General features: G+C 41.2%; 17 protein-coding genes and 1 pseudogene. 16 read left to right on the top strand and 2 right to left on the bottom strand.

Features of this window, described 5'->3' with window-relative positions; genetic code table 11:
• Positions 1 to 84: 84 nt before the first annotated feature.
• The 3 genes from ACSAJE_RS03645 to ACSAJE_RS03635 all read left to right on the top strand — a co-directional run bounded on the left by ACSAJE_RS03645 (position 85) and on the right by ACSAJE_RS03635 (position 4861).
• Complete coding sequence (locus ACSAJE_RS03645) at positions 85 to 735, top strand: TetR/AcrR family transcriptional regulator (protein WP_458009706.1); 651 nt, start codon at positions 85 to 87, stop codon at positions 733 to 735.
• Positions 736 to 791: 56 nt separating this feature from the next.
• A complete protein-coding gene (locus tag ACSAJE_RS03640; RefSeq protein ID WP_458009705.1) occupies positions 792 to 4130 on the top strand; it encodes a GLUG motif-containing protein in 3339 nt (1112 codons plus the stop codon).
• Between the two features lie 224 nt (positions 4131 to 4354).
• Positions 4355 to 4861 (top strand): hypothetical protein, encoded by a 507-nt coding sequence (locus ACSAJE_RS03635; RefSeq protein WP_458009704.1) that lies wholly within the window; start codon positions 4355 to 4357, stop codon positions 4859 to 4861.
• Between the two features lie 207 nt (positions 4862 to 5068).
• Here the strand turns inward: ACSAJE_RS03635 and ACSAJE_RS03630 are convergent, their stop codons facing one another.
• Complete coding sequence (locus ACSAJE_RS03630) at positions 5069 to 6268, bottom strand: helix-turn-helix domain-containing protein (RefSeq protein ID WP_458009703.1); 1200 nt, start codon at positions 6266 to 6268, stop codon at positions 5069 to 5071.
• A gap of 175 nt (positions 6269 to 6443) precedes the next feature.
• On the opposite strand from ACSAJE_RS03630, the gene ACSAJE_RS03625 reads away from it, so the two are divergent.
• The 5 genes from ACSAJE_RS03625 to ACSAJE_RS03605 all read left to right on the top strand — a co-directional run bounded on the left by ACSAJE_RS03625 (position 6444) and on the right by ACSAJE_RS03605 (position 14283).
• Positions 6444 to 7613: a glycoside hydrolase family 5 protein gene (locus ACSAJE_RS03625; RefSeq protein ID WP_458009702.1), complete on the top strand. Its 1170-nt coding sequence runs from the start codon at positions 6444 to 6446 to the stop codon at positions 7611 to 7613.
• A gap of 24 nt (positions 7614 to 7637) precedes the next feature.
• On the top strand, positions 7638 to 9035 hold the full coding sequence (locus ACSAJE_RS03620; protein ID WP_458009701.1) for an MFS transporter: 1398 nt from the start codon (positions 7638 to 7640) through the stop codon (positions 9033 to 9035).
• Between the two features lie 126 nt (positions 9036 to 9161).
• A complete protein-coding gene (locus ACSAJE_RS03615; protein WP_458009700.1) occupies positions 9162 to 11213 on the top strand; it encodes a beta-galactosidase in 2052 nt (683 codons plus the stop codon).
• Positions 11210 to 12550, top strand: coding sequence for a glycoside hydrolase family 30 protein (locus ACSAJE_RS03610; protein WP_458009699.1), 1341 nt, complete (start codon positions 11210 to 11212; stop codon positions 12548 to 12550). Before ACSAJE_RS03615 ends, ACSAJE_RS03610 begins: the two co-directional genes overlap by 4 nt.
• An 86-nt stretch (positions 12551 to 12636) precedes the next feature.
• On the top strand, positions 12637 to 14283 hold the full coding sequence (locus ACSAJE_RS03605; RefSeq protein ID WP_458009698.1) for a glycoside hydrolase family 43 protein: 1647 nt from the start codon (positions 12637 to 12639) through the stop codon (positions 14281 to 14283).
• A gap of 139 nt (positions 14284 to 14422) precedes the next feature.
• On the opposite strand, the gene ACSAJE_RS03600 is transcribed toward ACSAJE_RS03605, so the two are convergent.
• A complete protein-coding gene (locus tag ACSAJE_RS03600; RefSeq protein WP_022024761.1) occupies positions 14423 to 14929 on the bottom strand; it encodes an ECF transporter S component in 507 nt (168 codons plus the stop codon).
• Between the two features lie 160 nt (positions 14930 to 15089).
• Between ACSAJE_RS03600 and ACSAJE_RS03595 the strand changes: the two genes are divergently transcribed.
• The 8 genes and pseudogenes from ACSAJE_RS03595 to ACSAJE_RS03560 all read left to right on the top strand — a co-directional run bounded on the left by ACSAJE_RS03595 (position 15090) and on the right by ACSAJE_RS03560 (position 23400).
• Positions 15090 to 17372: an EAL domain-containing protein gene (locus ACSAJE_RS03595; RefSeq protein WP_458009697.1), complete on the top strand. Its 2283-nt coding sequence runs from the start codon at positions 15090 to 15092 to the stop codon at positions 17370 to 17372.
• A 29-nt stretch (positions 17373 to 17401) separates the two neighbouring features.
• A pseudogene (locus tag ACSAJE_RS03590) lies at positions 17402 to 17620 on the top strand (hydrolase); the annotation flags it as partial.
• Between the two features lie 134 nt (positions 17621 to 17754).
• Positions 17755 to 18630, top strand: a complete 876-nt coding sequence (locus tag ACSAJE_RS03585) for a C39 family peptidase (RefSeq protein WP_458009696.1) — start codon at positions 17755 to 17757, stop codon at positions 18628 to 18630.
• A 74-nt stretch (positions 18631 to 18704) separates the two neighbouring features.
• Complete coding sequence (gene vanR / locus ACSAJE_RS03580; protein ID WP_458009695.1) at positions 18705 to 19400, top strand: VanR-ABDEGLN family response regulator transcription factor; 696 nt, start codon at positions 18705 to 18707, stop codon at positions 19398 to 19400.
• Positions 19393 to 20508, top strand: coding sequence for a sensor histidine kinase (locus tag ACSAJE_RS03575; protein ID WP_458009694.1), 1116 nt, complete (start codon positions 19393 to 19395; stop codon positions 20506 to 20508). Before vanR ends, ACSAJE_RS03575 begins: the two co-directional genes overlap by 8 nt.
• Complete coding sequence (locus ACSAJE_RS03570) at positions 20486 to 20623, top strand: hypothetical protein (RefSeq protein WP_182434091.1); 138 nt, start codon at positions 20486 to 20488, stop codon at positions 20621 to 20623. Before ACSAJE_RS03575 ends, ACSAJE_RS03570 begins: the two co-directional genes overlap by 23 nt.
• A 264-nt stretch (positions 20624 to 20887) precedes the next feature.
• Positions 20888 to 21094: a type II toxin-antitoxin system Y4mF family antitoxin gene (locus tag ACSAJE_RS03565; protein WP_118690349.1), complete on the top strand. Its 207-nt coding sequence runs from the start codon at positions 20888 to 20890 to the stop codon at positions 21092 to 21094.
• Positions 21095 to 21261: 167 nt separating this feature from the next.
• Positions 21262 to 23400: an EAL domain-containing protein gene (locus ACSAJE_RS03560; RefSeq protein WP_458009693.1), complete on the top strand. Its 2139-nt coding sequence runs from the start codon at positions 21262 to 21264 to the stop codon at positions 23398 to 23400.
• Positions 23401 to 23411 lie beyond the last annotated feature (11 nt).

Here is a 23411-nt window from a genome sequence, read left to right as displayed (position 1 = left end):
ATCTATTTTCCCCCATCCGATATTGACAAGACAATAATCTTTCAGTATGATTGAGACAGCGAGTATCACGGAAAGGATTATTTTATGAATGAGACACAGATAAAAAGCAGTATGAAGGATAACAGACGAAAAGCAATTATCAATGCTGCGTTTCAAATTTTTGTAGAGAAGAAAATTGAGCCGGTCAGTATGGGAGAGATTGCAGAGGCGGCAGGAGTAGGACGTGCGACATTATTCCGCTATTATCCGAATAAGCTGGAGTTAGTGATCGCGGTGTGTGCTGCCAAATGGAAAGAGTATCTGGATGCACTGGATGCGAAGCGTCCGCTTACATCGATTGGAGATATTCCGGCAATTGATAGGTTTACTTTCACGCTGGACAGTTATATCGAAATGTACCAGCATCACAAGGATTTATTGCAGTATAATGACAATTTCAACCATTATGTCACCCATGAGAAAGTAGAGGAGAAACAGCTTGAGGAGTTTCATGCATCCCTTTATTCGGTCGATACGAGACTGGAATGGATGTATGAGAAGGCAAAGGAGGATCACACATTTCGTACGGATATTCCGAAGGAGGAATTTTTTCGTGTGACAGTGCATACAATGATGACGGCTTGTACGTACTGTGCCAGCGGATTTATCTGGGGATCAGAGGACAACAAGGATTATACCCCGGAGTTACGCAGGATCAAGGAAATGATCTTAAATTATGCGAAAATCTCTGAATGAAAGAATCTTCTAAACGAAGAATTTCGAGAGTACATCGCAGGGAAAGGGAGGAAGATATGAAACAAAGAAAACGAGGAATAAGGCGGATGTTTGCCGGAGCCATGGCGGCTCTTATGATGCTGTCAGTGGTGGATGTCAGCGGCTGGGGCGTGATGAATGCGAAGGCGGAGGAGACTGCGGAAATTACTTTGGCAGAAAATGCCCCTCAGTATCTGTATGTAGGCGATGGCACTACTATAGCAGTTATTTGGGATGGAAAACTTCAAGACGATGGAAAAGATAATAAGAATACAATATATCAGGGAAATGGTTGGTATTATGACGGTGAAGAGAATCAGTTGGTACTGCAAGGTGTGTCTATTACTAATTTGAGTTGCGATAGGGATCTTTCGATTCTGTTATCAGGAACCAATAACGTGGAGCAGTATATTCAAATTGAACCGGGAAATAGTGAGAATGAGCATACTTTGACAATAAAGAGTGATAATAACGGAAGTCTGATTTGTGAAAGTATCCTTGCAGGAAGCACAAGGAAGCCACGTAACCTAAGTATAATGGGAGCAACGGTGGAAACTTCCGAGATCAGATGTCATGGGAGTTTAGCGATTGAAAATAGTCATATTGCTGTGAACAATAATCAAATTAATGATGCAATTTTGGGTAATACAGTAAGTATAAAGGATAGTTATGTTAAAGCTAAGAGTACCGAGGATATGGCGGGGGCAATTTCATCAAAGAATGGAATTACCATATCAGACAGCCAGATTCTGGCGGAAATTGGTAAAACATATGAAGCATATCCAGAAGATTCTGTAATAAAAAATGTTGATAGTAGCAACTCTGTCATCACAAAGCAATGGAAAGACTATGAGAAGGAAGTTAATGTAACGAAAACATATGTATATGGTAAAGCCACTTTAAAAGAAGATTTAACGATTGCAAGTGGGGAAAGCATTGAATTTGAGAGTGGTGCGAGTATTACTAATCCGGAGAAACTCACTTTGGCAGATGGTGCGAGCCTTTTGGTAGATGGAGAAGAGCATACACATAACAAAGACGGTGATGTTACATACACTTGGAAAGATGACAAAGAACATATAAAAAATGTGGCATGCAAAGACTGTCCGATCGGATATGTAACGAAAGAAACGGAATCTCACAGCATCGGCGAGAATGGTTTCTGTGCATGTAATGAGGTATACCAGTCGGCAAAGCTTACCACAGACAAGTATGATATAGATGGGGACGATAGCAAGGATGCGGTTTACGAAATCAGTAATGCAGGTCAGCTTTACTGGTTTGCAGGACTTGTAAATGGTACGCTTTCGGGCGAGACGCAGAATGCATCGGCGAATGCAGTCCTGACCGCGGATATTGTTGTGAATAAAAATGTTCTGAAGTCGGATGGAACAGTAAATGAGGGAACATTCAAGGAATGGACACCGATAGCAACTAGCGCAAGTCCATACACTGGTATATTTGATGGACAAAACCACACAATCAGTGGATTGTATTTCAATCAAGAGGATAGTTATGATGTGGGATTGTTCGGTCGTAACAATGGTAAGATTGCCAATGCAGGTATTTTGGATTCTTATTTCTATGGTACCAGTAAGGTAGGAGGCGTGTGTGGAAATAATTATACCGGAACTATCACAAACTGTTATAATACCGGCAGCGTCAGTGGTTTAGGAACTCTAGGAGGCGTGAGCGGATATAATGATACCGGAAGCATCACAAACTGTTATAATACCGGAAACGTCAGTGGTAGTAGCGGTTTTGTAGGAGGCGTGAGCGGATATAATAGTAAAGGAACTATCATAAACAGTTATAATGCCGGCAGCGTCAGTGGCTTAGAATTTGTAGGAGGCGTGTGTGGAGGTAATAATACCGGAAGCATCACAGACTGCTATAATATCGGTAGCGTCAGTAGTAGCGAAGGTAATGTGGGAGGTGTGAACGGATATAATGACGGAGGAACCATCACAAATAGTTATAATGCCGGTAGCGTCAGTGGTATAGAACGTTATGTAGGAGGCGTGAGCGGATATAATAGTAAAGGAACTATCACAAACTGCTATAATGTCGGTAGTGTTGGTGGTAGTGGATATGTAGGAGGCGTGAACGGATGGAATAAAGGAACCATCACAAACTGTTATTATGACAGCACCATTTATACTGGAAATGCGATAGGCGCGAATAGCGGAACGGCCACAAAAGTCGAAGGCAAAACGACAGATGAGTTTAAGACCGGTGAAGTTGCGTATCTCTTACAGCTTGACCAGTCCGATGAAGTCTGGGGACAGACCATCGGAACAGACACTTATCCGAACCTAGGTGGGGCTAAAGTTTATAAGAACGCTATTTATAACGGATGTGAGGGCAAACCGGGAGAGCCGGTATCTTATGCGTATTCGAATACAGAGAAGAATACCTATGGTGACCATCCGGATGCGGATAATGATGGAAAATGTGATGACTGTGGTGCGATCATAGATGGCATCGGCGCTAAGCTTGCCGGTTATTCCTTAAGTCTTACCGGTAATATCGGCGTTAACTTCTACATGGAGTTGTCGGATCAGATTATTGCAGATAAGGATGCGTATATGCAGTTTACCCTTCCGAATGGAACTGTTACGAAGGTGCCTGTTTCCGCGGCACAGACGAACACCACGATCAAAGAAGGAACAACATATTACAAATTTCCATGTGAGGTATCATCCTATGAGATGACACAGGATATTAAAGCGCAGATGTTTGATGGAAATGGAAATTGCGGCAAAGAATATACCTATACCGTCAGAGACTATGCACAATACATAATTAAGAATAGTTCATCGTATGTGGATGCCTATCCCTTCGCTGTGGCGATGTTGAATTATGGTGCCTGCTCACAGAAGTATTTTAATAAGGCGGTGGATGAGCTGGCAAATAAGTATTTAAATGATAATGAGTTGGAAATACTGGATCGATTTGAGGGTTATATTGATAATTTTGTTGCAAATAAGGCTGAAAATAAAGTGCTTGGACAATTTGCCGGACTTAGCATGGTATTGAAATCGGAAACTACATTGAATATCTTCTATGAACCGAAGGAAGGAATCGATGTGTCAAAGCTGAATTTTATCGTAGACGGAAAAGAAATCACACCGGTGAAACGAGGTCAGTATTATATTCTGTCTCTGGAAAACATCAAGGCAAATGAGTTAGGAAATTCAAAAAAGTTTACCGTAACTGATGGTACGAACACATTGAGTGGAGATTACTGTGCGATGATGTACTGTTATCAGGTATTACAAGCTCAGGAGGGGACTTATGAGGATGCTCTGGTGACACTGGTGAAAGCATTTTCCAATTATGCATATACCGCGCAGTCTATATGCCAATCCAATTAGTAAGTGAACGATCAAGGTAACCGAATAGCAAGAGTACATAGATATTAACACAGAATTTATTTGAAAATGAAAGGAGTATCAGATTATGAAAGAGAGATATGAAGTACCGGAGATGGAGATTGTAGAGTTTGAAACAGAGGATATTATTACAACAAGTGGTGATCCGGAGACGCCTTTTGTACCGTTTTCCGAAAAATAATGAAGATAATGTTAGGAGACCGGCTATGAAAAATAAGAAAAAAACAATGTTTATTACGGCGATTGGTCTTGTGGTTATGCTGGCAGTCATTGTCGCTGCGGTAGTGATGAGGCAGTCCGGTCAAAATACTGCAAGGGAATCGGATAGGTCAGAACAGACAGCAACAGATCCGACATCTTTGGATGACAATATGCCATCCAAAGCTTCATCCGATCAGAAGGATGAGACGAGCAGGGATAGCGGTAAGAATGATTCAGATAACAAAAATTCCGGTAACAAGGATTCTGACAGCAAGGATTCTGACAGCAAGGATTCTGACAGCAAGGATTCCGGCAGTAAGGATTCCGGCAGTAAAAATAACGATAGCATAGATTCCGGCAGTAAGGATTCTGACAGCAAAAATAACGATAGCATAGATTCTGACAGCAAGGATTCCGGCAGTAAAAATAACGATAGCATAGATTCTGGCAGTAAGGATAGCGGTGAGAAAGATTCGGATACGATTGAGCTTCCGTTTGTTCCGGCAGAATAGAATGGTGTCACGAAAGGTGGCATTGTGAGGAAGGATCGGAGGGTATCGGTGAAAGAAAAAAGTACACTTACATGGCTTAGAAAAGTGACAAAGAAATACCGTTCCTTTGTTGTACTGTTGACCATATTTGAAATTTGTATCTCATAGGTTACCTGCGTTGGAGATCTGCAGCAAACGGCTTCATTTTGAAGAGGGAATTACGCTAGATCATTCCTTTCGTCCGTAGATTTCACGGTATTGACGCAGAGTGTATCCGGTGTGTTTTTTGAATTGGGTTCCCAAGTGGCTTTGCGATGAAAATCCCAGATAAGTTGCGATCTCAATATAGGAATAATCGGAATAGATCAGTAAATTTTTGGCTCGGTTGATCTTCTCCTGAAGAATGTAACCGGATATACTGATCCCTTCGCATTCCTTGAATAGCTGGGAGAGGTAGTTGGGGTTACAGTCTGCTTCAGCAGCCAAATCTTCCAGTGTGATCCGGTCATGTAAATGAGAAAAGATAAAATCCTTGCATTTATTAATGCGGGGATTTTTCTGTTTTTTCAAAATGCCTTTCTGCTTCTCTTTGATCTCATGAACCATTTCAGCATATTGGAATTCTGCTTTGTGGGCAAGGGGAGCGACAAGGGCAAGATCCTTGCACTCTTCAATCTGTTGGATGTAGGAATCGCTCAGAGAAAAGGAAATTTCCGGAGAGAGGCCTCCGCGGATCGCAGCACGGCTTGCGAGAGTGACCAGAACAATACCGAGATTTTTGAGATTGCGCAAGGGATCTTTTGCAAGAGTGCCGATCGTTCCGTCATAATCCTCTTGCAGGCTTTTTTCTAATTGGATCAGATCACCGTTTTCGATGCTGCCAAATTCCCGCATCTCCTGATCGTAGGGATTATGATGGACATTATTTTCATGGTTTTCAAATAGTATATCGTTAAAGTGTTTTTGTACTTTTCCCGTATGGTCATGATTGAGGCAGTTAGTCTCTATGATCTGCTCGGTTGTTGATTCTACTCCGGTGATCATATGGTTCAGAAACAATATATCTTCCAGGTAGTCATCCGGATTGACCTGTGGAACGTATTTTTCAATTTCTTCTTCTAATATTAGTTCGTTGTAGTCGCAGTTCAGATAAACAGGAGAGGCAAAACTGACAGGACCGACAATATAAATAGCATTGTGGCCTGTAACGATGCCGTAAATATTTTTTTGCCGGATGGATCTAAGACAAGGAATTCCCTGTGGCAGTGATTCCAGTAAAAAGTCCAGAAAATCCTTGTCTTTGATATAGGTATCCTGAAAAGCAAGGACTTTGCAGCAGGAAAAAGTAATTTCCCCGTCGATGGTTAATTTATATGCATGAGTGTGCATTTTTTTGGAAAGATATTGAAGTAAAATGGTATCTTGCATCAGGGGTTCCTCCTACTCTGTCATGTTATAGATGAAGTATATCATATTATCTGATAATTATGTTAAAAATCTAACATTTTTAATATAAATAAGCCCGTTTTCATCATAAAATGTAGTCACAAGTTAAGAAACAACCGAAACGGAATATCTAAAAAGAAAGGTAGGGTGAACATTTATGAAAGTGAAGGGTGTTAATTTAGGAAACTGGCTTGTTCTGGAAAAGTGGATGAATCCGGCATTGTTTGAAGGAACCACGGCAGAGGATGAGTATTGGCTTCCAAGACAGTTGTCAAAAGAGGTGTATGAGGCAAGGATCAAGATCCATCGCAGTGAGTACATTACGGAGCGTGATTTTGTAACGATCAAATCATGGGGATTGGATGCGGTTCGTATTCCGGTACCATATTTTATTTTTGGAGACAGAGAGCCGTTTATTGGATGCATTGAGGATCTGGACAAGGCATTCAACTGGGCTGAAAAATATGGATTGAAGATACTGATCGATCTGCATACTGCACCGGAGGGACAGAACGGATCTGATAATGGCGGAATCTGCGGTGTGTGTAAATGGGCACAGAATCCGGAAGAGGTGGAATTTGTTCATACCGTATTGGAACGACTGGCACAAAGATACGGACACAGAGAAGGACTCTGGGGAATTGAGCTGATCAATGAACCGGCACTGCAGGGAGCATGGGAGCTTCTCAATATCCAGAAAAGATATCCACCGGTAGACGAGGAGATGGCGAAAGGAAGCGCTCCGATCACCGTGGAATTCATCCGAAAGTTTTATCTGGATGCGTATGACCGCATTGAAAAATATCTGTCAGAGGATAAATACATCGTTATTCACGACGGATTCGAACTTACTATCTGGAAAGATTTTATGCGGGAAGAAAAGTATAAAAATGTCGTTCTGGATACCCATCAATATTTGATGATGGCAGAAATGATGGGATGTGAGCAGACAGTAGAAGGATACGAAAAATATGTGAAAGAGCACTTCATGAAGGAGATCGAGGAAATGCAGCAGTATTTCCCGGTTATCTGCGGTGAGTGGTGTCTGTTTAATTCTCTTGCCTGTGGTTGGGATACTAAGGGAGGACAGACTGTTCTTAACGGACTGGAAGGTGCTTCTGTAGAGACATATACTCCGGAGCAGAAAAAGGAAATCTATCAGGCGGTTGCAAAAATGCAGAAAGAGGCCTGGGATAAGGGATCTGGATATTTTTACTGGAGTTATAAGTTGCTTACAGATACAGTCAACACAGATGGCTGGGTCGGCTGGGACAGCTGGGATCTGGGACGTTGTGTTGATTTTGGATGGTTTCCGTTAGACAAATAAATTACAAAATAGGAGGTAACAAGTATGAATGATAATAAGATGAATCCAAATGCAAGACTTTCCTTTTTAGAGCGTTTTGCTTATGGTATAGGAGATTATGCAGGAAATTTAGTATATTCTGCAATTAGTGCATTTTTGTTGGTATATTACACGAATGTTGTGGGAGCCAGTGCAGCAGCAGCCGCTTCGATCATTGCAATTTCAAAAATATTTGATGGTATTTCAGATCTGGTAATGGGATATATTATTGATCATACCCATAGTAAATGGGGAAAAGCCCGTCCATGGATCGCCAGATTATGTATTCCGCTGGCTGTGTGTACGGTTCTGATGTTTACCGTTCCGGCATCATTTGTTGGCAAGACACAGTTAGCTTATATGTTCCTGACATATAACTTAGTATCCACGATCTTTTATACAGGAATCAATGTTCCGTATGCTACACTTAACGGATTGATGACAACCAACCAGTATGAGAGAGGTCTTCTTGGCAACTTCCGTAACCTTTTGGCAACGGCAGGTACGATGACGATCAACACGGTCGTATTAAAGATGACAGCAGCTTTTGGTGGTGGAGATGTTTATTCCCAGAAGGGTTGGACGCTGACATTTATCGTTTTAATGATCGTATTTGTAATCCTGAATATGTTCACATTCTTTATGTGTAAAGAACGTGTCGTAGAGAGTGGTTCCGATCAGAAAGAAACAAAGGAGAATCGGATTTCTTTCTTCAAGGGGATCAAGGGATTATTTGTAAATAAGTACTGGGTACTGCTTGTAATCGCAATCTTTGCAATGTACTTTATGATGTCCTGTTTCTTCGGATCAGCTGTATATTTTGCACAATATAATGTTGGAAATGCCGGGAAATATGCAATTATTTCAAACTGTCTGTCTATGGCACAGATTGCGTTTCTGTTTGTGACACCGTTTATCATGAAAAAGGTTTCCAAGAAAAATCTGTTTATGTGTGGAATGGCTGTTTCCGGAATCGGATTCCTTCTTTCCGGTTTTACAACAAATGTAACACTTACTTGTGTGTTATCTGTTGTAAAGGGTATGGGATTTGCCTGTGGAGGAGCATCCATGTTTGGTCTTTTGCAGGATGCGATCACTTATGGAGAGTGGTACAACGGTTATGGTACTGCCGGCATGGGCAACGCAGCTTCCTCTTTCTGTATGAAAGTTGGATCCGGTATTGGTACTGCGGCACTGGGCTGGGTTTTAGGCTTCGGTGGATTTGATGCAAAGAATGCAGTACAGTCCGCAAAAGCATTGGCTGCGATCAACTGGTCCTTTGCTTGGATCCCATTTATAATGGTTGTGATCGTCGTAATCTGCATGGTATTCTTTGATCTGGATAAGAAATACGATCAGGTTATCGCAGATCTGGAGCAGGGAAAGCATCGTAACGATCAGTAGTAATTTGTAATCTGACAGAAAGCGTGCATTTGTCAGCAGTTTTCTATTAATAAAAAAGACCTTCCGAGATCATTATGGTTTTGGAAGGTCTGTCTTATATGAATCTATGCGTGATGGAGGAATGTTATGAAAGACTTAGAAAGAAATAATATACTATTTGGCGCAGCATATTATCCGGAGTATATGCCCTACGAACGTTTACAGGAGGATATTGCCATGATGCAGGAGGCAGGTATGAATACTGTCCGTATTGCCGAGTCGACATGGAGCACTTTGGAACCGGTCGAGGGGAAATTCGATTTTTCTTATGTTGACAAAGTTCTTGCAGCGGTAGAAAAAGCCGGGATGTATGCAGTGATCGGGACACCTACTTATGCCATTCCTTCCTGGCTGGAAAAGAAATGCCCGGAGGTGATGGTATTTAATGGTTACACCAGAGCAAAATATGGACGGCGCCAGATCATGGATATTGTTCATCCGGTGTTTCGGCAGTGTGCTGAAAATGTGATTTGTAGATTGCTCGAACATACAGCGAAGAATCCGTGTGTTATCGGCTTTCAGATTGATAACGAGACAAAACATTACGGCACTGCTTCTCCTGAGGTACAGGCAATGTTCGTGGAGTATCTTAAAGAGCAGTTTCATACGACAGAGCGGTTAAATGATGTGTTTGGACTGCGTTATTGGAGTAATTCGATCCATGACTGGTCAGATTTTCCGGATATGGCCGGATGTATTCACGGCGGGCTTGCCAGTGAATTTGCCAAATTTCAGAGGAGTCTGGCGGCAGAATATCTGATGTGGCAGTCCGAGATCGTAAAGAAATATAAGAGGCAGGATCAGTTCATTACGCATAATTTTGATTTCGAATGGAAGAAATTCGGAGCCGATATTGCACAGGATGGATATTCTTATGGAGTGCAGCCGGACATAAATCATTATGAAGCGTCTAAGGCAGTAACGATTGCGGGAACGGATATTTACCATCCGACACAAGATGATCTGACCGGAGCAGAAATTGCATTTGGCGGCGATTCTATCCGCACTCTGAAGGATAGCTCCTATTTGGTACTGGAATGCCAGGCACAGGCATTTAAATACTGGACGCCGTATCCGGGGCAGCTGCGACTGCAGGGATACAGTCATCTGGCAAGTGGTGCCGAAGGGATCATGTACTGGAATTGGCACTCCATTCATGATGGATATGAGACATACTGGAAAGGTGTTTTAAGCCATGATCTTGCTGTGAATCCTGCTTATGAAGAAGCCGGAATGTTTGGAAGAGAGATAGCAGGAATCGGAAAGGATGTCCTGTGCATTTCAAGAAAAAGCCCGGTGGCATTGGTAGTAGATAATCAATCATTAACAAGTTTCCGGTGGTTTCCAATTGACAAGGATTTAAGCTATAACGATGTGGTACGCCGGATGTATGACTGCCTGTATGAAATGAATATTCCGTGTGATGTGATAGATATTCATCAGATGGAAGAACGATTAGAGCAGAAGGATAAGCCATATCAGATGATCGTTACTCCTGCGTTATACAGTGTTTCAGATACCTTTATACAGAAACTAAAGAAATATGTACAGTCAGGGGGTGTGCTTGTCAGCTCCTTTAAGTCCTTTGTGGCAGATCGTCATTTAAGCGTGTATCCGGATGCGCAGCCTCATGGTATGACCGAGTGCTTCGGTATGAGCTATAACCAGTTTACTGAGCCTGGGCGGATCAAGGTTGCCGGAGAGCAGGTTTTATATTTTGCAGAATTGCTAAAACAAGACAGTGCTCAGGTAATGGAACAATATGAGCATAAATACTGGGGAAAATATGCGGCGATCACAAAGAATTCTTTTGGTCAGGGATATGGATATTATGTCGGTTGTTATGTAACAAAGGACAAGCTGAAAGAAATATTGAAGGATGCCATAGCATGCGCTCACATTGACAATTATTTTAAGGATAATATTATGTGGCCGGTGATCATTCGCAGTGGGATCAATTATAAACATGAGAAGATCCACTATATTCTTCATTACAGCGAAGATGAGAAAGAGATTCCATGTCCTTTTGAAATGGTGGAGGATATTCTCACCGGACAGTGTTATAAAAAGGAGCAGAGTCTGCCGTTGAAAGACTGGGGCGTTATGATTTTGCGGGAGAAAGAAGGAGGAAAAGAATGAAGCTGACTTATGTAGAAAGTGTTGGAGTAAAAAAGCTTGAACAATATGAAAAAACAGTAGAATTTGTTGATGATGACGGTGTGGAGGATCAGGTGATAAATGTTTATCCGCAGGTGAAATACCAGAGCTTTGAAGGATTTGGCGGAGCTATTACGGATGCGGCAGGTTATGTGTTTCAACAGTTGGATCCGGAGCAGCAAGAAAGACTTCTTACGATGTATTTTCATCCGGACCATATGAATTACCGGAAGGTGAGGATCCATATGGACAGCTGTGATTTTTCAACACATTTGTATTCTGCCATATGCGATCCGCTGGATCAGGATCTGGAATCATTCGATTTTTCGGACACAGAGAAATATATTCTTCCGCTTCTTGCTGCCGCGCAGAAGATGGCACAAAAACCATTAAAGATCATGTTGTCTCCATGGTCACCGCCTGAATTTATGAAGACAAATGATTCGCGAAAAAATGGTGGAAGCTTAAAAAAGGAATATTATCCGTTATGGGCAAAATGTATCTGCCGTTATATCACAGAGTTTGAAAAACGTGGCTATGAGGTGGAGCGTATATCAATACAAAATGAACCAAAGGCTGTCCAGCTCTGGGACTCCTGCGTGTATTCTGCAGAGCAGGAGAAAGAATTTCTTACAGATCATTTATACCCGGCGATGAAGCAGGCCGGTCTGGAGCATGTAGAGATCTTTATATGGGATCACAACAAGGAACGTGTTTTTGAAAGAGCCTGCGATCTGATCGATGTGACGACAGATGGCATGATTGCCGGAACGGCATTTCATTGGTACAGTGGGGATCATTTTGAGACATTGGACCTGGTACGACAGCAGTTCCCGGATAAAAAGCTTATTTTGTCTGAAAGCTGCCTGGAATACAACAAGTTTGATTCTGCTGCAGAATCGGTCAATGCCGGTCGACTCGCTCATGATATGATTGGAAATTTGAATCATGGTCTGAATGCATTTTATGATTGGAACATCCTCTTAAATAAAGAGGGGGGACCAAATCATGTGGGAAACTATTGTGATGCACCGTTCTTGTTTGATGAGGAACGCAAGGAATTGCTGCAGAGGATGAGTGCGGATTACTACTGGAATTTTGCGCATTTTATCCAACCGGGTGCAGTGCGTCTTGGCTTTAGCAGATATACCGATGAGATAGATGTCACTGCATGGGAAAATCCGGATGGAAGAATTGTATTGATTCTGTTAAACCGTGGAGAAGAAGCAGTACCGGTTCATATACGGATTTCCGGAAAAGAAACAGAAATTGTTCTGTCTGCCCACAGTATAGTCAGTGGTGTGATCAGTAGGGAGTAAATGCATTGATCATTTTTATGTAGCCGAAATGACTCGTTTTGAGAAGATAACGAGAGTACATTTTTTATGAAATGGAGGAAACAAATATGCTTAGAAATCCAATATTAAAAGGTTTTAATCCGGATCCTTGTATCTGTCGGAAAGGGGAAGATTATTATATTGCCGTATCTACCTTTGAATGGTTTCCGGGGATTCCGATCTATCATTCTCGCGATATGAAAAACTGGGAGCTTTATACCCATGTGCTGACAGATGACAGCAATCCGGATCTAAAAAAACTTCCATCAGCGAAAGGAATTTGGGCACCATGCCTGACTTACTGCGAGACAGAGGATATGTTTTATGTGATCTATGGTGTGATGAATTCCATGAATGCACGTTATTTTGATGTGGATAATTTCCTGATCACCGCTAAGGATATTAAGGGTCCATGGAGTGAGCCTGTATATTTGCATTCCTCCGGTTTCGATGCATCTATTCTTCACGATGATGATGGGCGAAAATATATTGTATCTTTGGATTGGGAGACAAGAGAAGGCTATGAGAAACCAGGAGTGATTGCTGTTTCTGAGTATGATCCGGAGAAAAAGGAGATTATTGGGTATCCAAAACGGATCTGGAAGGGTGGAACAGACAGAGGCTGTATTGAAGCACCACATCTGACCAAACGAAATGGATATTATTATATTATGTGTGCCGAGGGAGGAACCGGATATAATCATTGTGTAACCATGGGGCGTTCCAAAAATGTATGGGGACCTTATGAAGGAGATCCACAGAATCCAATCGTTACGTCTAATCCGATAGAGTCCAACGAAAGACATGATCCGGACCATTTAAAGCCAAAGTATTTCAACCCGGATGTGGTATTGCAGAAAGCCGGTCATGGAAGCTATGTGGAGACGCAGCTTGGAGAGGTATATCTGGTACATCTTTGCTCCAGACCATTCCGTCCGGAGCTTCGCTGTACGCTTGGCAGAGAGACTGCCATCCAGAAAATGAAATGGACCGAGGATGGCTGGCTTCGCATGGCAGACGGAAGCAATATTGCTAAGGAATACTGCGAAGAAAGTGAATTGCCGGAATATAAGGTGTCCGAAATACCGGATTTTGATGATTTTGACGGAACGGAGCTTGGCAACTTTTATTATGCACCTCGTCTCATGCCTCAGAGCTTTGCAGACATTCATGCTAGAAAAGGATATGTCCGATTAAGTGGACAGGAGTCAAGAACTTCTCTAAATAAGGTAAGTATTCTGGCAAGGAAACTCACAAGTGTTTATGCAACGATAACGACAAAGATGGAGTTTGTGCCGGAGGTACATCAACATTCGGCAGGTCTTATCATTTATTATGATAATATGAATTATATCAATCTGCGGAAATATTACAGCGAAACGCTGGGACAGAGTGCAATTTCCATTATCGCTCTGGAAAATGGAGAGAAGACAGAATTTGTCAATACAAGAAAAGCAGTGGATGATGTACCGATCTATTTCCGATTGGAGATCCAAGGGAAACATTCACAGTTTTATTGGGGGTATGATGGGGAACATTATGAAAAGATTGGCATCCCATTTGATACCACAAAGTTTTCCGATGAGTATTGTAAATATGGAGAGTTTACCGGAACAATGGTTGGCATCACCTGTGCGGATCGTGTGAAACATAAGCATTACGCCGATTTTGATTTCTTGGAATATGTGGCAAAGGAAGACAGCCCGGTGGAGTAGAAATACTTTATTTGTTTTAAGATATATAATGATGGCAGTGATTCAGAACTGTAATTATATGCCTTGCCATACGATTAGTCGTGGATGATGATTAATCGTATGACGGCAAAGCATTGGTAAAAATGATTATGAGATAATCTTATTCTATAGTTATCTTACTTTTTTCAAAGGCCTTGATCAGTATAGTGCCAAGGATCAGACCAACAATTCCTTGAATGGCATTGGCCGGGATGTTGACTGCAGAAGCAATAAAGCCATACATAAACCCTTCAAATACATAATAACCAAGTACCATTATGATCTCAGCTAAGATACCGCTGACAATGCGTGCAGGAAGATTATGACCTAAAGATTTGCGTATTAACTTAAAGGTATAGCAGGCGATCAGAGCCATAAGACCTTTAATAATAAAGGTGGCCGGGGCATAGACGAGATAACCGGATAATAGATCGGCTAATCCGGAACCAAGACCGGCTGCAACAAAACCGTATACCGGAGATAACATCCAGCCACAAAGCAATACGATGCAGTCACCAATATTTAAGTAGCCCTTTAAGGGTGATGGGAATTTGATGATCATTGTTGCAACGCAGGCGAGTGCTGCGAAGAGTGCTGCGGTTACTAATTTCTTTGTTTTCGTTTCCATAATTTTTACTCCTTTGTTTTTATTCATGTGACAGTATACAATAAAATTGATCGGATAACAATATAAAGCAGAGAACTCTGAAATCGAAAGTCAATTGACAAGTACGCGTTTCAGGGTATAATGTAATAGGATTGTTTGTGTTGGAATGGAGGATATCTATATGGACAAGTTGTACATGGTCATATTATTGTTAACAATAATTCCTATACTGATTTGTATAAAATATGCCAGAAAGGTAAAAAGTGATGTGGCAGATTCTATTACCAGATGTTTGTTCTTTGTGACAATCACGATAATTAGCAATATCGTATTTGCTTTTTCGCAGTATCAGCTGGTGGCATATTTTATGGAAAGTGTTTATTTGTTTTTCTTTGATTTGGTGTTGATATACATATTACAGTATTCCCAACAATATACAAGGGTATTTCATGAAGTGTCCGCATTTCGAATCGGATGCTTTATTGTTGCGTATTTGGATGGGATTTCTTTGCTCTTAAATACATTCTTTCACCATGTCTTTACGTTAAAAAAGGTAAGCTATATAGGGATTCAAATGTATTGTATTAGCAGCAAAACTATTTTTTATGATCTGCATTATGTTTTTGTGTATTGTTTGATGTTTTGCGCGATTGCATCTTTTATTACAAAGATCATGCGTATTTCGAGCTTTTATCGCACGAAATATATTCCGATCTTTGTAGTCCTTTGCGTGATCATGGCATTGAACATGGCGTGCAATGTTTCCGGATTTCCGTTGGATCTGTCACTTCCTTTTTTTGTGTTTGCGGCAATTTTGATATGTTATCTGACCCTGTATCGGACGCCGAGGGAACTGATCGAAAAGACGTTGTCTTTCGTTGTAACTAAAATGAATAATTCGGTAGTTTGTTTTGATATCAATCAAGAGTGTGTCTATGCAAATGACCATTTTCGCAGTAGGCTCTCGTCTACAAATGACGATTTTTCAAAAATTACACAGCTGATACGCCGTTGGATCAACGAGAATGATTTTCAAGATCAGAATAGTGTGGAGACGAGTAGTCAATGGGTTATTGACGGTGTGACGCATTATTTTGATATTGAATACCGAAAAATATTTGCAAAAAAAGGGGAGTATATCGGATTCTTCTTGAATTTTATAGACACTACGGAAAAACGACTTGCCTTTGAAAAAGAAAAATTTTTGGCAACGCATGATGCTTTGACCGGATTATATAATCAAAGTTATTTTGCAACAAAGGTGTCAGAGGCTTTGCAGCAAACGCCGGATGTGGATTGGCTGCTGCTTTGTTCTAATATTAAGGACTTTAAGTTGATCAATGATCTCTTTGGTCTGGAAAAAGGAAATGAAGTGTTAAAGATGGAGGCTGATCTTCTGAAAAAATACTGCGGTAAAAACGCAGTCTATGGAAGGATCGGTGGTGATAAATTTGCAGTATGTATTCCAAAGGATCAATTTCTAGAGCAGAAGATTATGCAAGCGATACAAGATATGGGACAGACTTTTAATAATACTATGTATCATATGCATATATATATCGGTGTCTATGAAATAACAGATAGAGACGAAGATGTTTCAATCATGTGTGATAAAGCAAATATTGCTATTAAAACCTTGCGTGATAATTATGACAGATCAATTGCATATTATAGCGATACAATATTGGACAAGACGATTAAGGAAAAGCAGCTTGTGGGAGATTTTGATGAGGCGATTGAACAAAAACAGTTTTGTATGTATTTACAGCCTCAGATGACATCGGATGGTAAAATGATCGGTGCAGAAGCTCTGGTGAGATGGCAGCATCCAAAACGCGGACTGATCTTCCCGGGTGACTTTATTGAAATTTTTGAGCGAACAGGACTTATTTACCGTCTTGATCGATTTATATGGGAGCTTGCTGTACAACAATTGGCAAAGTGGCAGAAAGAGGGACGTGATGAGCTATACATATCTGTAAATATTTCGACCAAAGATTTTCAGTATATGGACGTTTATCAGACGATCACATCTCTTGTGGAACGGTATGGCATTATTCCATCTACTTTGAAGTTGGAGATTACAGAGACGGCGATTATGATGGGAAATGCCGGAGAACTTGAAACTATTGGCCGTTTTAGAAACTATGGTTTTGAAGTGGAGATTGATGACTTTGGCAGTGGATATTCGTCCCTCAATACATTAAAGGATATAGACGTTGATGTGTTAAAGATCGATATGGGCTTTTTGAGGACAACCAGATCGGAGCGAGTAGAAAGAAGTATGTCAATCTTAAATATGATCATTTCGCTAAGTAAAATCCTTGGTTTGTCCGTGGTGACAGAAGGTGTGGAGACAAAAGATCAGGTCAGCCGTCTCTCGCAAATGGGATGTGGAGTGTATCAAGGGTATTATTTTTCCAAGCCGATCCCAGTCCATGAATTTGAGGAGCGGTATATGTAAATCAATTCATACAAACAGATCCAAGAGGACGTCCATCGAAGAGCACGAAGGACATGGAGTTAAAATCCTTAAAGAAAAAGTATAAAGCGAAAGGTTTTGCGGCGGGATGCTCTCGTGAGGTCATCGCACGAGGCGCTGAGCAGCTTGGCTGGGAGTTGTCAAAACTATTGGAAATGACATTGCAGGCAATGGCGGCGTCTGAAGACACGATCAATGCGGAGATGGCCGCGATTGAGGCGCAAAAGTAGTTCGCACAGATGCAGTCATAATTTTGTAAGAAATTTGGAATAAAAATATCACAAAGTCGTGATACGAATTATAAAAACAGTCTTTTTTATTTTGCTAGGATGTTATCAGAAGCAGATAAAGGAGGCTATTTTTTATGGAAAGAAGGAAATACAGAAAACATAGATTCATGAAAGTGCTGGCGTTTATTTTGACGGTGATCGTAATGTGGAAATTGATAGGAAATGTGGGAAGCTGGGTCAGACAGTGGCAGTCGGATGAGGAGTATGGCGTGTCTGCACAAAATATGTCTATTCATGATGCGAAGGAGAAGGTACCGCAAAAGCTTAGTACAACGCAGATTAAGAAGAGACTGCACAGTTTGGCTAAGAAGGATTCAGCCTATATAAATATTTATGACAATCGGGATAAATATCCCACCGTGTTGTTGCGTTCCCTTTGTAATAATGCGGAGATGTTGGAGTTTGTGAAAGGTTATTTGTCAGCGGATGGCTTAGCACACGGTCATTTGACGAAGAAAGAATGTAAGGAAAAGATACCACTTTTGCTGCAGTGGGATCAAAGATGGGGATATGTTTCCTATGGAAGCAGCGACATTGCGTTATCCGGTTGTGCACCTACCTGTTTGTCAATGGTGATCGTGGGTTTGACCGGAAATCATAATGCAACGCCGGATAAGATTGCGAAGTATGCACAGGATAATGGGTACTATCTAAAAGGAACGGGAACGAGTTGGAGTCTTCTTACTGAGGGAGCTTCTCATTTTGGTGTTGTGGGACGTGAGATCAGTTTAAGCAAGGAAACTGTTTGTGGTGTCTTAAAACAGGGACAGCCGGTCATCTGCAGTGTGGGGAGAGGAGATTTTACGACAGAGGGGCATTTTATAGTATTGACGGGAATGAAAGATGGCAGAATTAAGGTGAATGATCCAAATTGTATACACAGGAGTTGTTTATGGAAGTATGAGACATTGGAACCACAGATTAAAAATTTATGGGCGTATCAGGGATGAAGGATATTTGCAGAAGCTATTTGCTTGTAGTACAATGACCTCAAATAAGCAAACGAAAGAGGGGGAATAGGCAGATGGCGGAGAGTATTTTAGTGGTAGACGATGAGCAGGAAATTGCCGATCTGGTAGAGGTATATTTACATAATGAGGGGTATACAGTGCATAAGTTTTACAATGCAAAAGATGCTCTGAATTGCCTGGATAAGACCACGATCAGTCTGGCATTATTAGATGTTATGCTTCCAGATATGGATGGCTTTTCGCTTTGCAGGCAGATCAGACAGAAGTTTTATTTCCCGATTATCATGTTGACGGCAAAAGTGGAAGATATGGATAAGATCATGGGTCTGACGGTGGGCGCTGATGATTATATTACCAAACCCTTTAATCCGTTAGAACTTATGGCGCGGGTCAAAACACAGTTACGACGATATACGCGCTACAATACGGCAGGTGTTACGCAGGAGCAGGATGAGGAGATTGATATACGAGGTATGCACATATCAAATATTAGTCACAAGTGTATGCTCAATGGACAGGAAATTGCATTGACACCTTTGGAGTTTGACATTGTGTGGTATTTGGCAAGAAAACAGGGAAAGGTTGTTTCTTCCGAGGAATTGTTTGAAGCTGTTTGGAAAGAAAAATATTTGGATAACAATAATACCGTGATGGCGCATATTGCCAGGATACGGGATAAAATGCATGAGACGGCACGTAAACCAAAGTTTATAAAAACGGTTTGGGGGGTAGGATATACCATTGAGTAAGAACATAACATTAGAGGCGAAACAAGGGGAGCAGCATGATCATAAAGCGATGCAGTTTTTGATGCAGTATGTAGTCACGCTGGGAATATGCATAGGCGGTTTGGTAATACTTGTGGTATTATCAAAATTGGTGTTATCCACGAGAATATGGTATCAGACAGATCCTTATTGGCCGATGCTACATTGGTTGAATTTACATGTGATCTCAGTCTGTGTTGCAGCTAGTGGCGCAATCTGTCTTATTGTGACGATTTATTATTTGTTCCGTGCTTTCCGGCAGATGGATGAAGTCGTGGAAGCAGCAGGAAAGTTAGTGCATCAGCCGGAACAGCCTTTACGGTTGTCGCGTTCTTTGCAGGGGGTGCAAAATGAGTTGAACCTTGTGCGGGAACAGGCATTGCGCAATGAGATGGCGGTGAAAGAGGCTGAGCAGAAAAAGAATGATCTGATCGTATATTTGGCGCATGACTTAAAAACACCACTTACTAGTGTGATCGGGTATTTGTCATTGCTTCGAGATGAGCCGCAAATATCGGAACAGTTGCGACAGCGGTATACAGGCATTGCGTTAAATAAAGCAGAACGATTGGAAGAACTGATCAATGAATTCTTTGATATTACACGTTTTAATCTGTCGGTCATGACCCTGGAAAAGGAAACAATCCATCTGAGCCGTATGCTAGAGCAGATTGCCAGTGAGTTTGCACCGATTTTGCAGGAAAAAGGTTTGACACTGGAGCTTGCAATAGAAAAAGAGGTCGATCTGTCCGGAGATCCGGATAAATTGGAACGCGTCTTCGATAATCTGCTTCGCAATGCGGTCAATTACAGTTATCCGAATACAGTGATCCAGTTGTCGATGGAGCAACGGAAAGAAGAGCATAAAGTATTGCTTCGTGTACAAAATCATGGGCGGACGATTGCAAAAGAAAAATTAGAGCATATTTTTGAACAGTTTTTTCGTGTGGACGCATCAAGATCCTCTGCAACGGGTGGGTCCGGACTTGGCTTAGCGATCGCCAGACAGATCGTGGAGATGCATCATGGACAGATCCAGGCAGAGAGTGTGGATGAGATGATAGTGTTTGAGGTGGAATTGCCAATATAAAGAGCATTCCTTTGGGATCGGAACGGTCGTTTCAGTACTTGGTGTTGGAAGAGTGATCGCCGCATTTAATCATTTCTTTATGGAACGCATGGTTGCCGCAGCAGGTGTAGAATGAGAGGAACCAGGACATGTAAAAAGTATATGGTAAAAGTTAAAATGTATAAGCGTACCTGATCAGGTATAAAATATAATGATATATAATATTATATCTGATAGGGTATGATGTAAAAAAATACGGAAGCTTACACCCGATAAGGTATAATAAATAATGAAATTTGTCTGTTTGCACCCGATAAGGTATAAAAACTGCGATTAATGTTGCAATTATACCTTTTCGGGTGTAATATATTATATAAGTATTTTGAAATGGAGATTAGTTATGAATAAAATTGCGGAATTTGTAAAAACACAGCGTAAAGCAGCCGGTCTGACACAGGAACAGTTTGCGATGCGCTCGGGGTTGGGACTGCGTTTCGTTCGCGAATTAGAACAAGGCAAAACAACAGTACGAATGGACAAAGTGAATGTTGCACTTGCAATGTTCGGGATGGAAGCGGTTCCCGGAAGAAAGGAAGATGAAGTATGAGTGAGATCTTTCGCACAGCATATGTGTATGTACGAAATGCGGGAGTGTTATGGATTGCGCTAGGATAGTAGAAGAATTGTATTTCGAGGAATAACGTGGTAAAATATGGCTAAATACAGGTGGCTGTGATTATGGGGATCCGGCCCGCCTAAGGAACGATAATTACGATGTTAGAAGTAATAGATATAGAGGGACAGAAGATGGAGAAGGTAAAGAATATTATTATTCGTGTTACGGATAAACTAGAGGAGAGTTGTGTACTGGGGGCTATCAGGCAGGCGATGATCATGATGATCCCGTTGTTGGTGGTTGGCTATATGTCGGCAATGTTTCTTGATTTGCCGATTCCTGCATATCAAATGTTTATTACAACGTTGTTCGGAGGACATGTTGCTGAAGTGCTGCAGTGTGTCTATTCGACAGTTAATGATTTTTTCTCTGTATTTTTGGTTGTAGCAACAAGCGTGAGTTATTCGATCATAAAACGGAAAAAGCAGGGAATATATGAAAGTACCGGGAATATTATTATTCTTGTCATTATTTCTTTGGCAGCATTTGCCGGGTATTCCGGAATACAGTATGATGATTTTTCTATTACGAAGTTTAGTAATATGTACGCGTTTAGTGCATTGCTGGTTTCCTTGGTTTCGAGTGAGATGTATTATGTGCTGAAAAATAGTGGGCTTTTTCGGTTGAAAAAGCAAAGAACGAATACGGATAGTGTTTATGAAGAAGCAATTGAGGGAATTATTCCGGCAGTGATCATTGTTGGTTCCTTTTCTTTATTGCATCAGTTCTTTCGTGTGTGTTTTGGAGTAGATGGTCTGCAAGAGTTGATGGAGAGGATGTTTAATTACATTTTAGGACCTTTGCAGAATGGCTTGGGAGCGGGGCTGATCGTTATTTTGCTGACACATGGATTGTGGTTTTTTGGTATTCATGGGCATAATATGTTGGACACAGTCATCAAACAACATTTCGCAGATGCGACAGCAGGGATTTTTAGCAAAACAATGCAGGATGTATTTGTACTGCTTGGCGGAACGGGAGCTATGCTTTGCTTGGTCGTGGCACTATTGCTTTTTGCTAAGAAAAAGGGTACTCGTAATCTTGCGTGGATGGCGGCACCGACAGTTGCATTTAATATTAGTGAGATCGTGTTGTTTGGTATTCCGATCATATTAAATCCAATTTTTGTTGTGCCGTTTATGCTTGTTCCACTTGCTAATTTTTTGATAACTTATGCGGCAATTTATTCGGGACTGGTACCGCATCTTGTTAGTGAAGTGAATTGGACAACACCGATTTTCCTAAGTGGCTATCAGGCAACCGGTTCTTGGGCGGGAGCAATACTACAGATGGTATGTCTGGCGGTTGGTGTATGCATCTATATGCCATTTGTTCAATTGTATGAGGAGCAGAGTGCTCGTAAAATGGAGCGAGATCTTAAGCTGCTCGTTCAGGAAATGCAGCGTGAGGAAGAAAATAATGCAATTATGACACTGACAAAACGTGAGGATGAATTAGGACACGTGGCACGAAGTTTGGCGGTAGAACTTGTTGATGCGATACAACATCAGGAATTGTACCTCATGTATCAGCCGCAAGTAAATTGTGAGGGTGTGTGTGTTGGTGTTGAAGCACTGATTCGTTGGAATCACCAGGAACTTGGTTTTATTTATCCGCCGCTGATCATTGAATTGGCAAAAGAAAAGCATGTATTATATTTGCTGGAACAATATATTTTTGATACAGCGGCAGCTACAGCAGAAAAGTTAAAACCATATGCAGGAGAGGAATTTAAGGTATCCGTCAATATTACCAATGAGTCTTTAGAGTGGGAGGGTATTGAACAATGTATTGATGATACGGTGGCCAAATATGATATTCCAAGCGAGTGGTTCTGCTTAGAGATTACGGAGCAAGATGCGCTTTCCACCTCCATTGATATTGCGGATAAGATCAAAAATATTAAGGCAAAAGGACATAAATTCCTGATTGATGATTTTGGAATGGGACATACTTCAATGGCATATTTACAGACAAATTATTTCGATGTAGTGAAATTGGATGGATCATTGACTAGAGATGTTTTATGCAATGAGAGAAACAGTGACATTATCGGTTCCATTGTGTATCTTAGTAAGTCATTGCATTTTAAGATCATTGCCGAATATGTAGAGGATGAGAATCAGAGAGATGAGTTGAAGCGGCTTGGCTGTGATGCGTTCCAGGGTTATCTATACAGTAAACCATTGGAGGAAGATGCGCTTCTTACATGGATGGAAGAGAGACAGAACGTGTGAATTGAATTTTC

The organism is Jutongia sp. SJQ-6, from assembly GCF_054161275.1.
This window is presented reverse-complemented; position numbering and strand designations above follow the sequence as displayed.

Excerpts from the sequence above, each read along its gene's own strand:
- ACSAJE_RS03645 (WP_458009706.1), top strand. The coding sequence starts at position 85 with ATGAATGAGACACAGATAAAAAGCAGTATGAAGGATAACAGACGAAAA.
- ACSAJE_RS03640 (WP_458009705.1), top strand. The coding sequence starts at position 792 with ATGAAACAAAGAAAACGAGGAATAAGGCGGATGTTTGCCGGAGCCATG.
- ACSAJE_RS03635 (WP_458009704.1), top strand. The coding sequence starts at position 4,355 with ATGAAAAATAAGAAAAAAACAATGTTTATTACGGCGATTGGTCTTGTG.
- ACSAJE_RS03630 (WP_458009703.1), bottom strand. The coding sequence starts at position 6,268 with ATGCAAGATACCATTTTACTTCAATATCTTTCCAAAAAAATGCACACT.
- ACSAJE_RS03625 (WP_458009702.1), top strand. The coding sequence starts at position 6,444 with ATGAAAGTGAAGGGTGTTAATTTAGGAAACTGGCTTGTTCTGGAAAAG.
- ACSAJE_RS03620 (WP_458009701.1), top strand. The coding sequence starts at position 7,638 with ATGAATGATAATAAGATGAATCCAAATGCAAGACTTTCCTTTTTAGAG.
- ACSAJE_RS03615 (WP_458009700.1), top strand. The coding sequence starts at position 9,162 with ATGAAAGACTTAGAAAGAAATAATATACTATTTGGCGCAGCATATTAT.
- ACSAJE_RS03610 (WP_458009699.1), top strand. The coding sequence starts at position 11,210 with ATGAAGCTGACTTATGTAGAAAGTGTTGGAGTAAAAAAGCTTGAACAA.
- ACSAJE_RS03605 (WP_458009698.1), top strand. The coding sequence starts at position 12,637 with ATGCTTAGAAATCCAATATTAAAAGGTTTTAATCCGGATCCTTGTATC.
- ACSAJE_RS03600 (WP_022024761.1), bottom strand. The coding sequence starts at position 14,929 with ATGGAAACGAAAACAAAGAAATTAGTAACCGCAGCACTCTTCGCAGCA.
- ACSAJE_RS03595 (WP_458009697.1), top strand. The coding sequence starts at position 15,090 with ATGGACAAGTTGTACATGGTCATATTATTGTTAACAATAATTCCTATA.
- ACSAJE_RS03585 (WP_458009696.1), top strand. The coding sequence starts at position 17,755 with ATGGAAAGAAGGAAATACAGAAAACATAGATTCATGAAAGTGCTGGCG.
- vanR (WP_458009695.1), top strand. The coding sequence starts at position 18,705 with ATGGCGGAGAGTATTTTAGTGGTAGACGATGAGCAGGAAATTGCCGAT.
- ACSAJE_RS03565 (WP_118690349.1), top strand. The coding sequence starts at position 20,888 with ATGAATAAAATTGCGGAATTTGTAAAAACACAGCGTAAAGCAGCCGGT.
- ACSAJE_RS03560 (WP_458009693.1), top strand. The coding sequence starts at position 21,262 with ATGTTAGAAGTAATAGATATAGAGGGACAGAAGATGGAGAAGGTAAAG.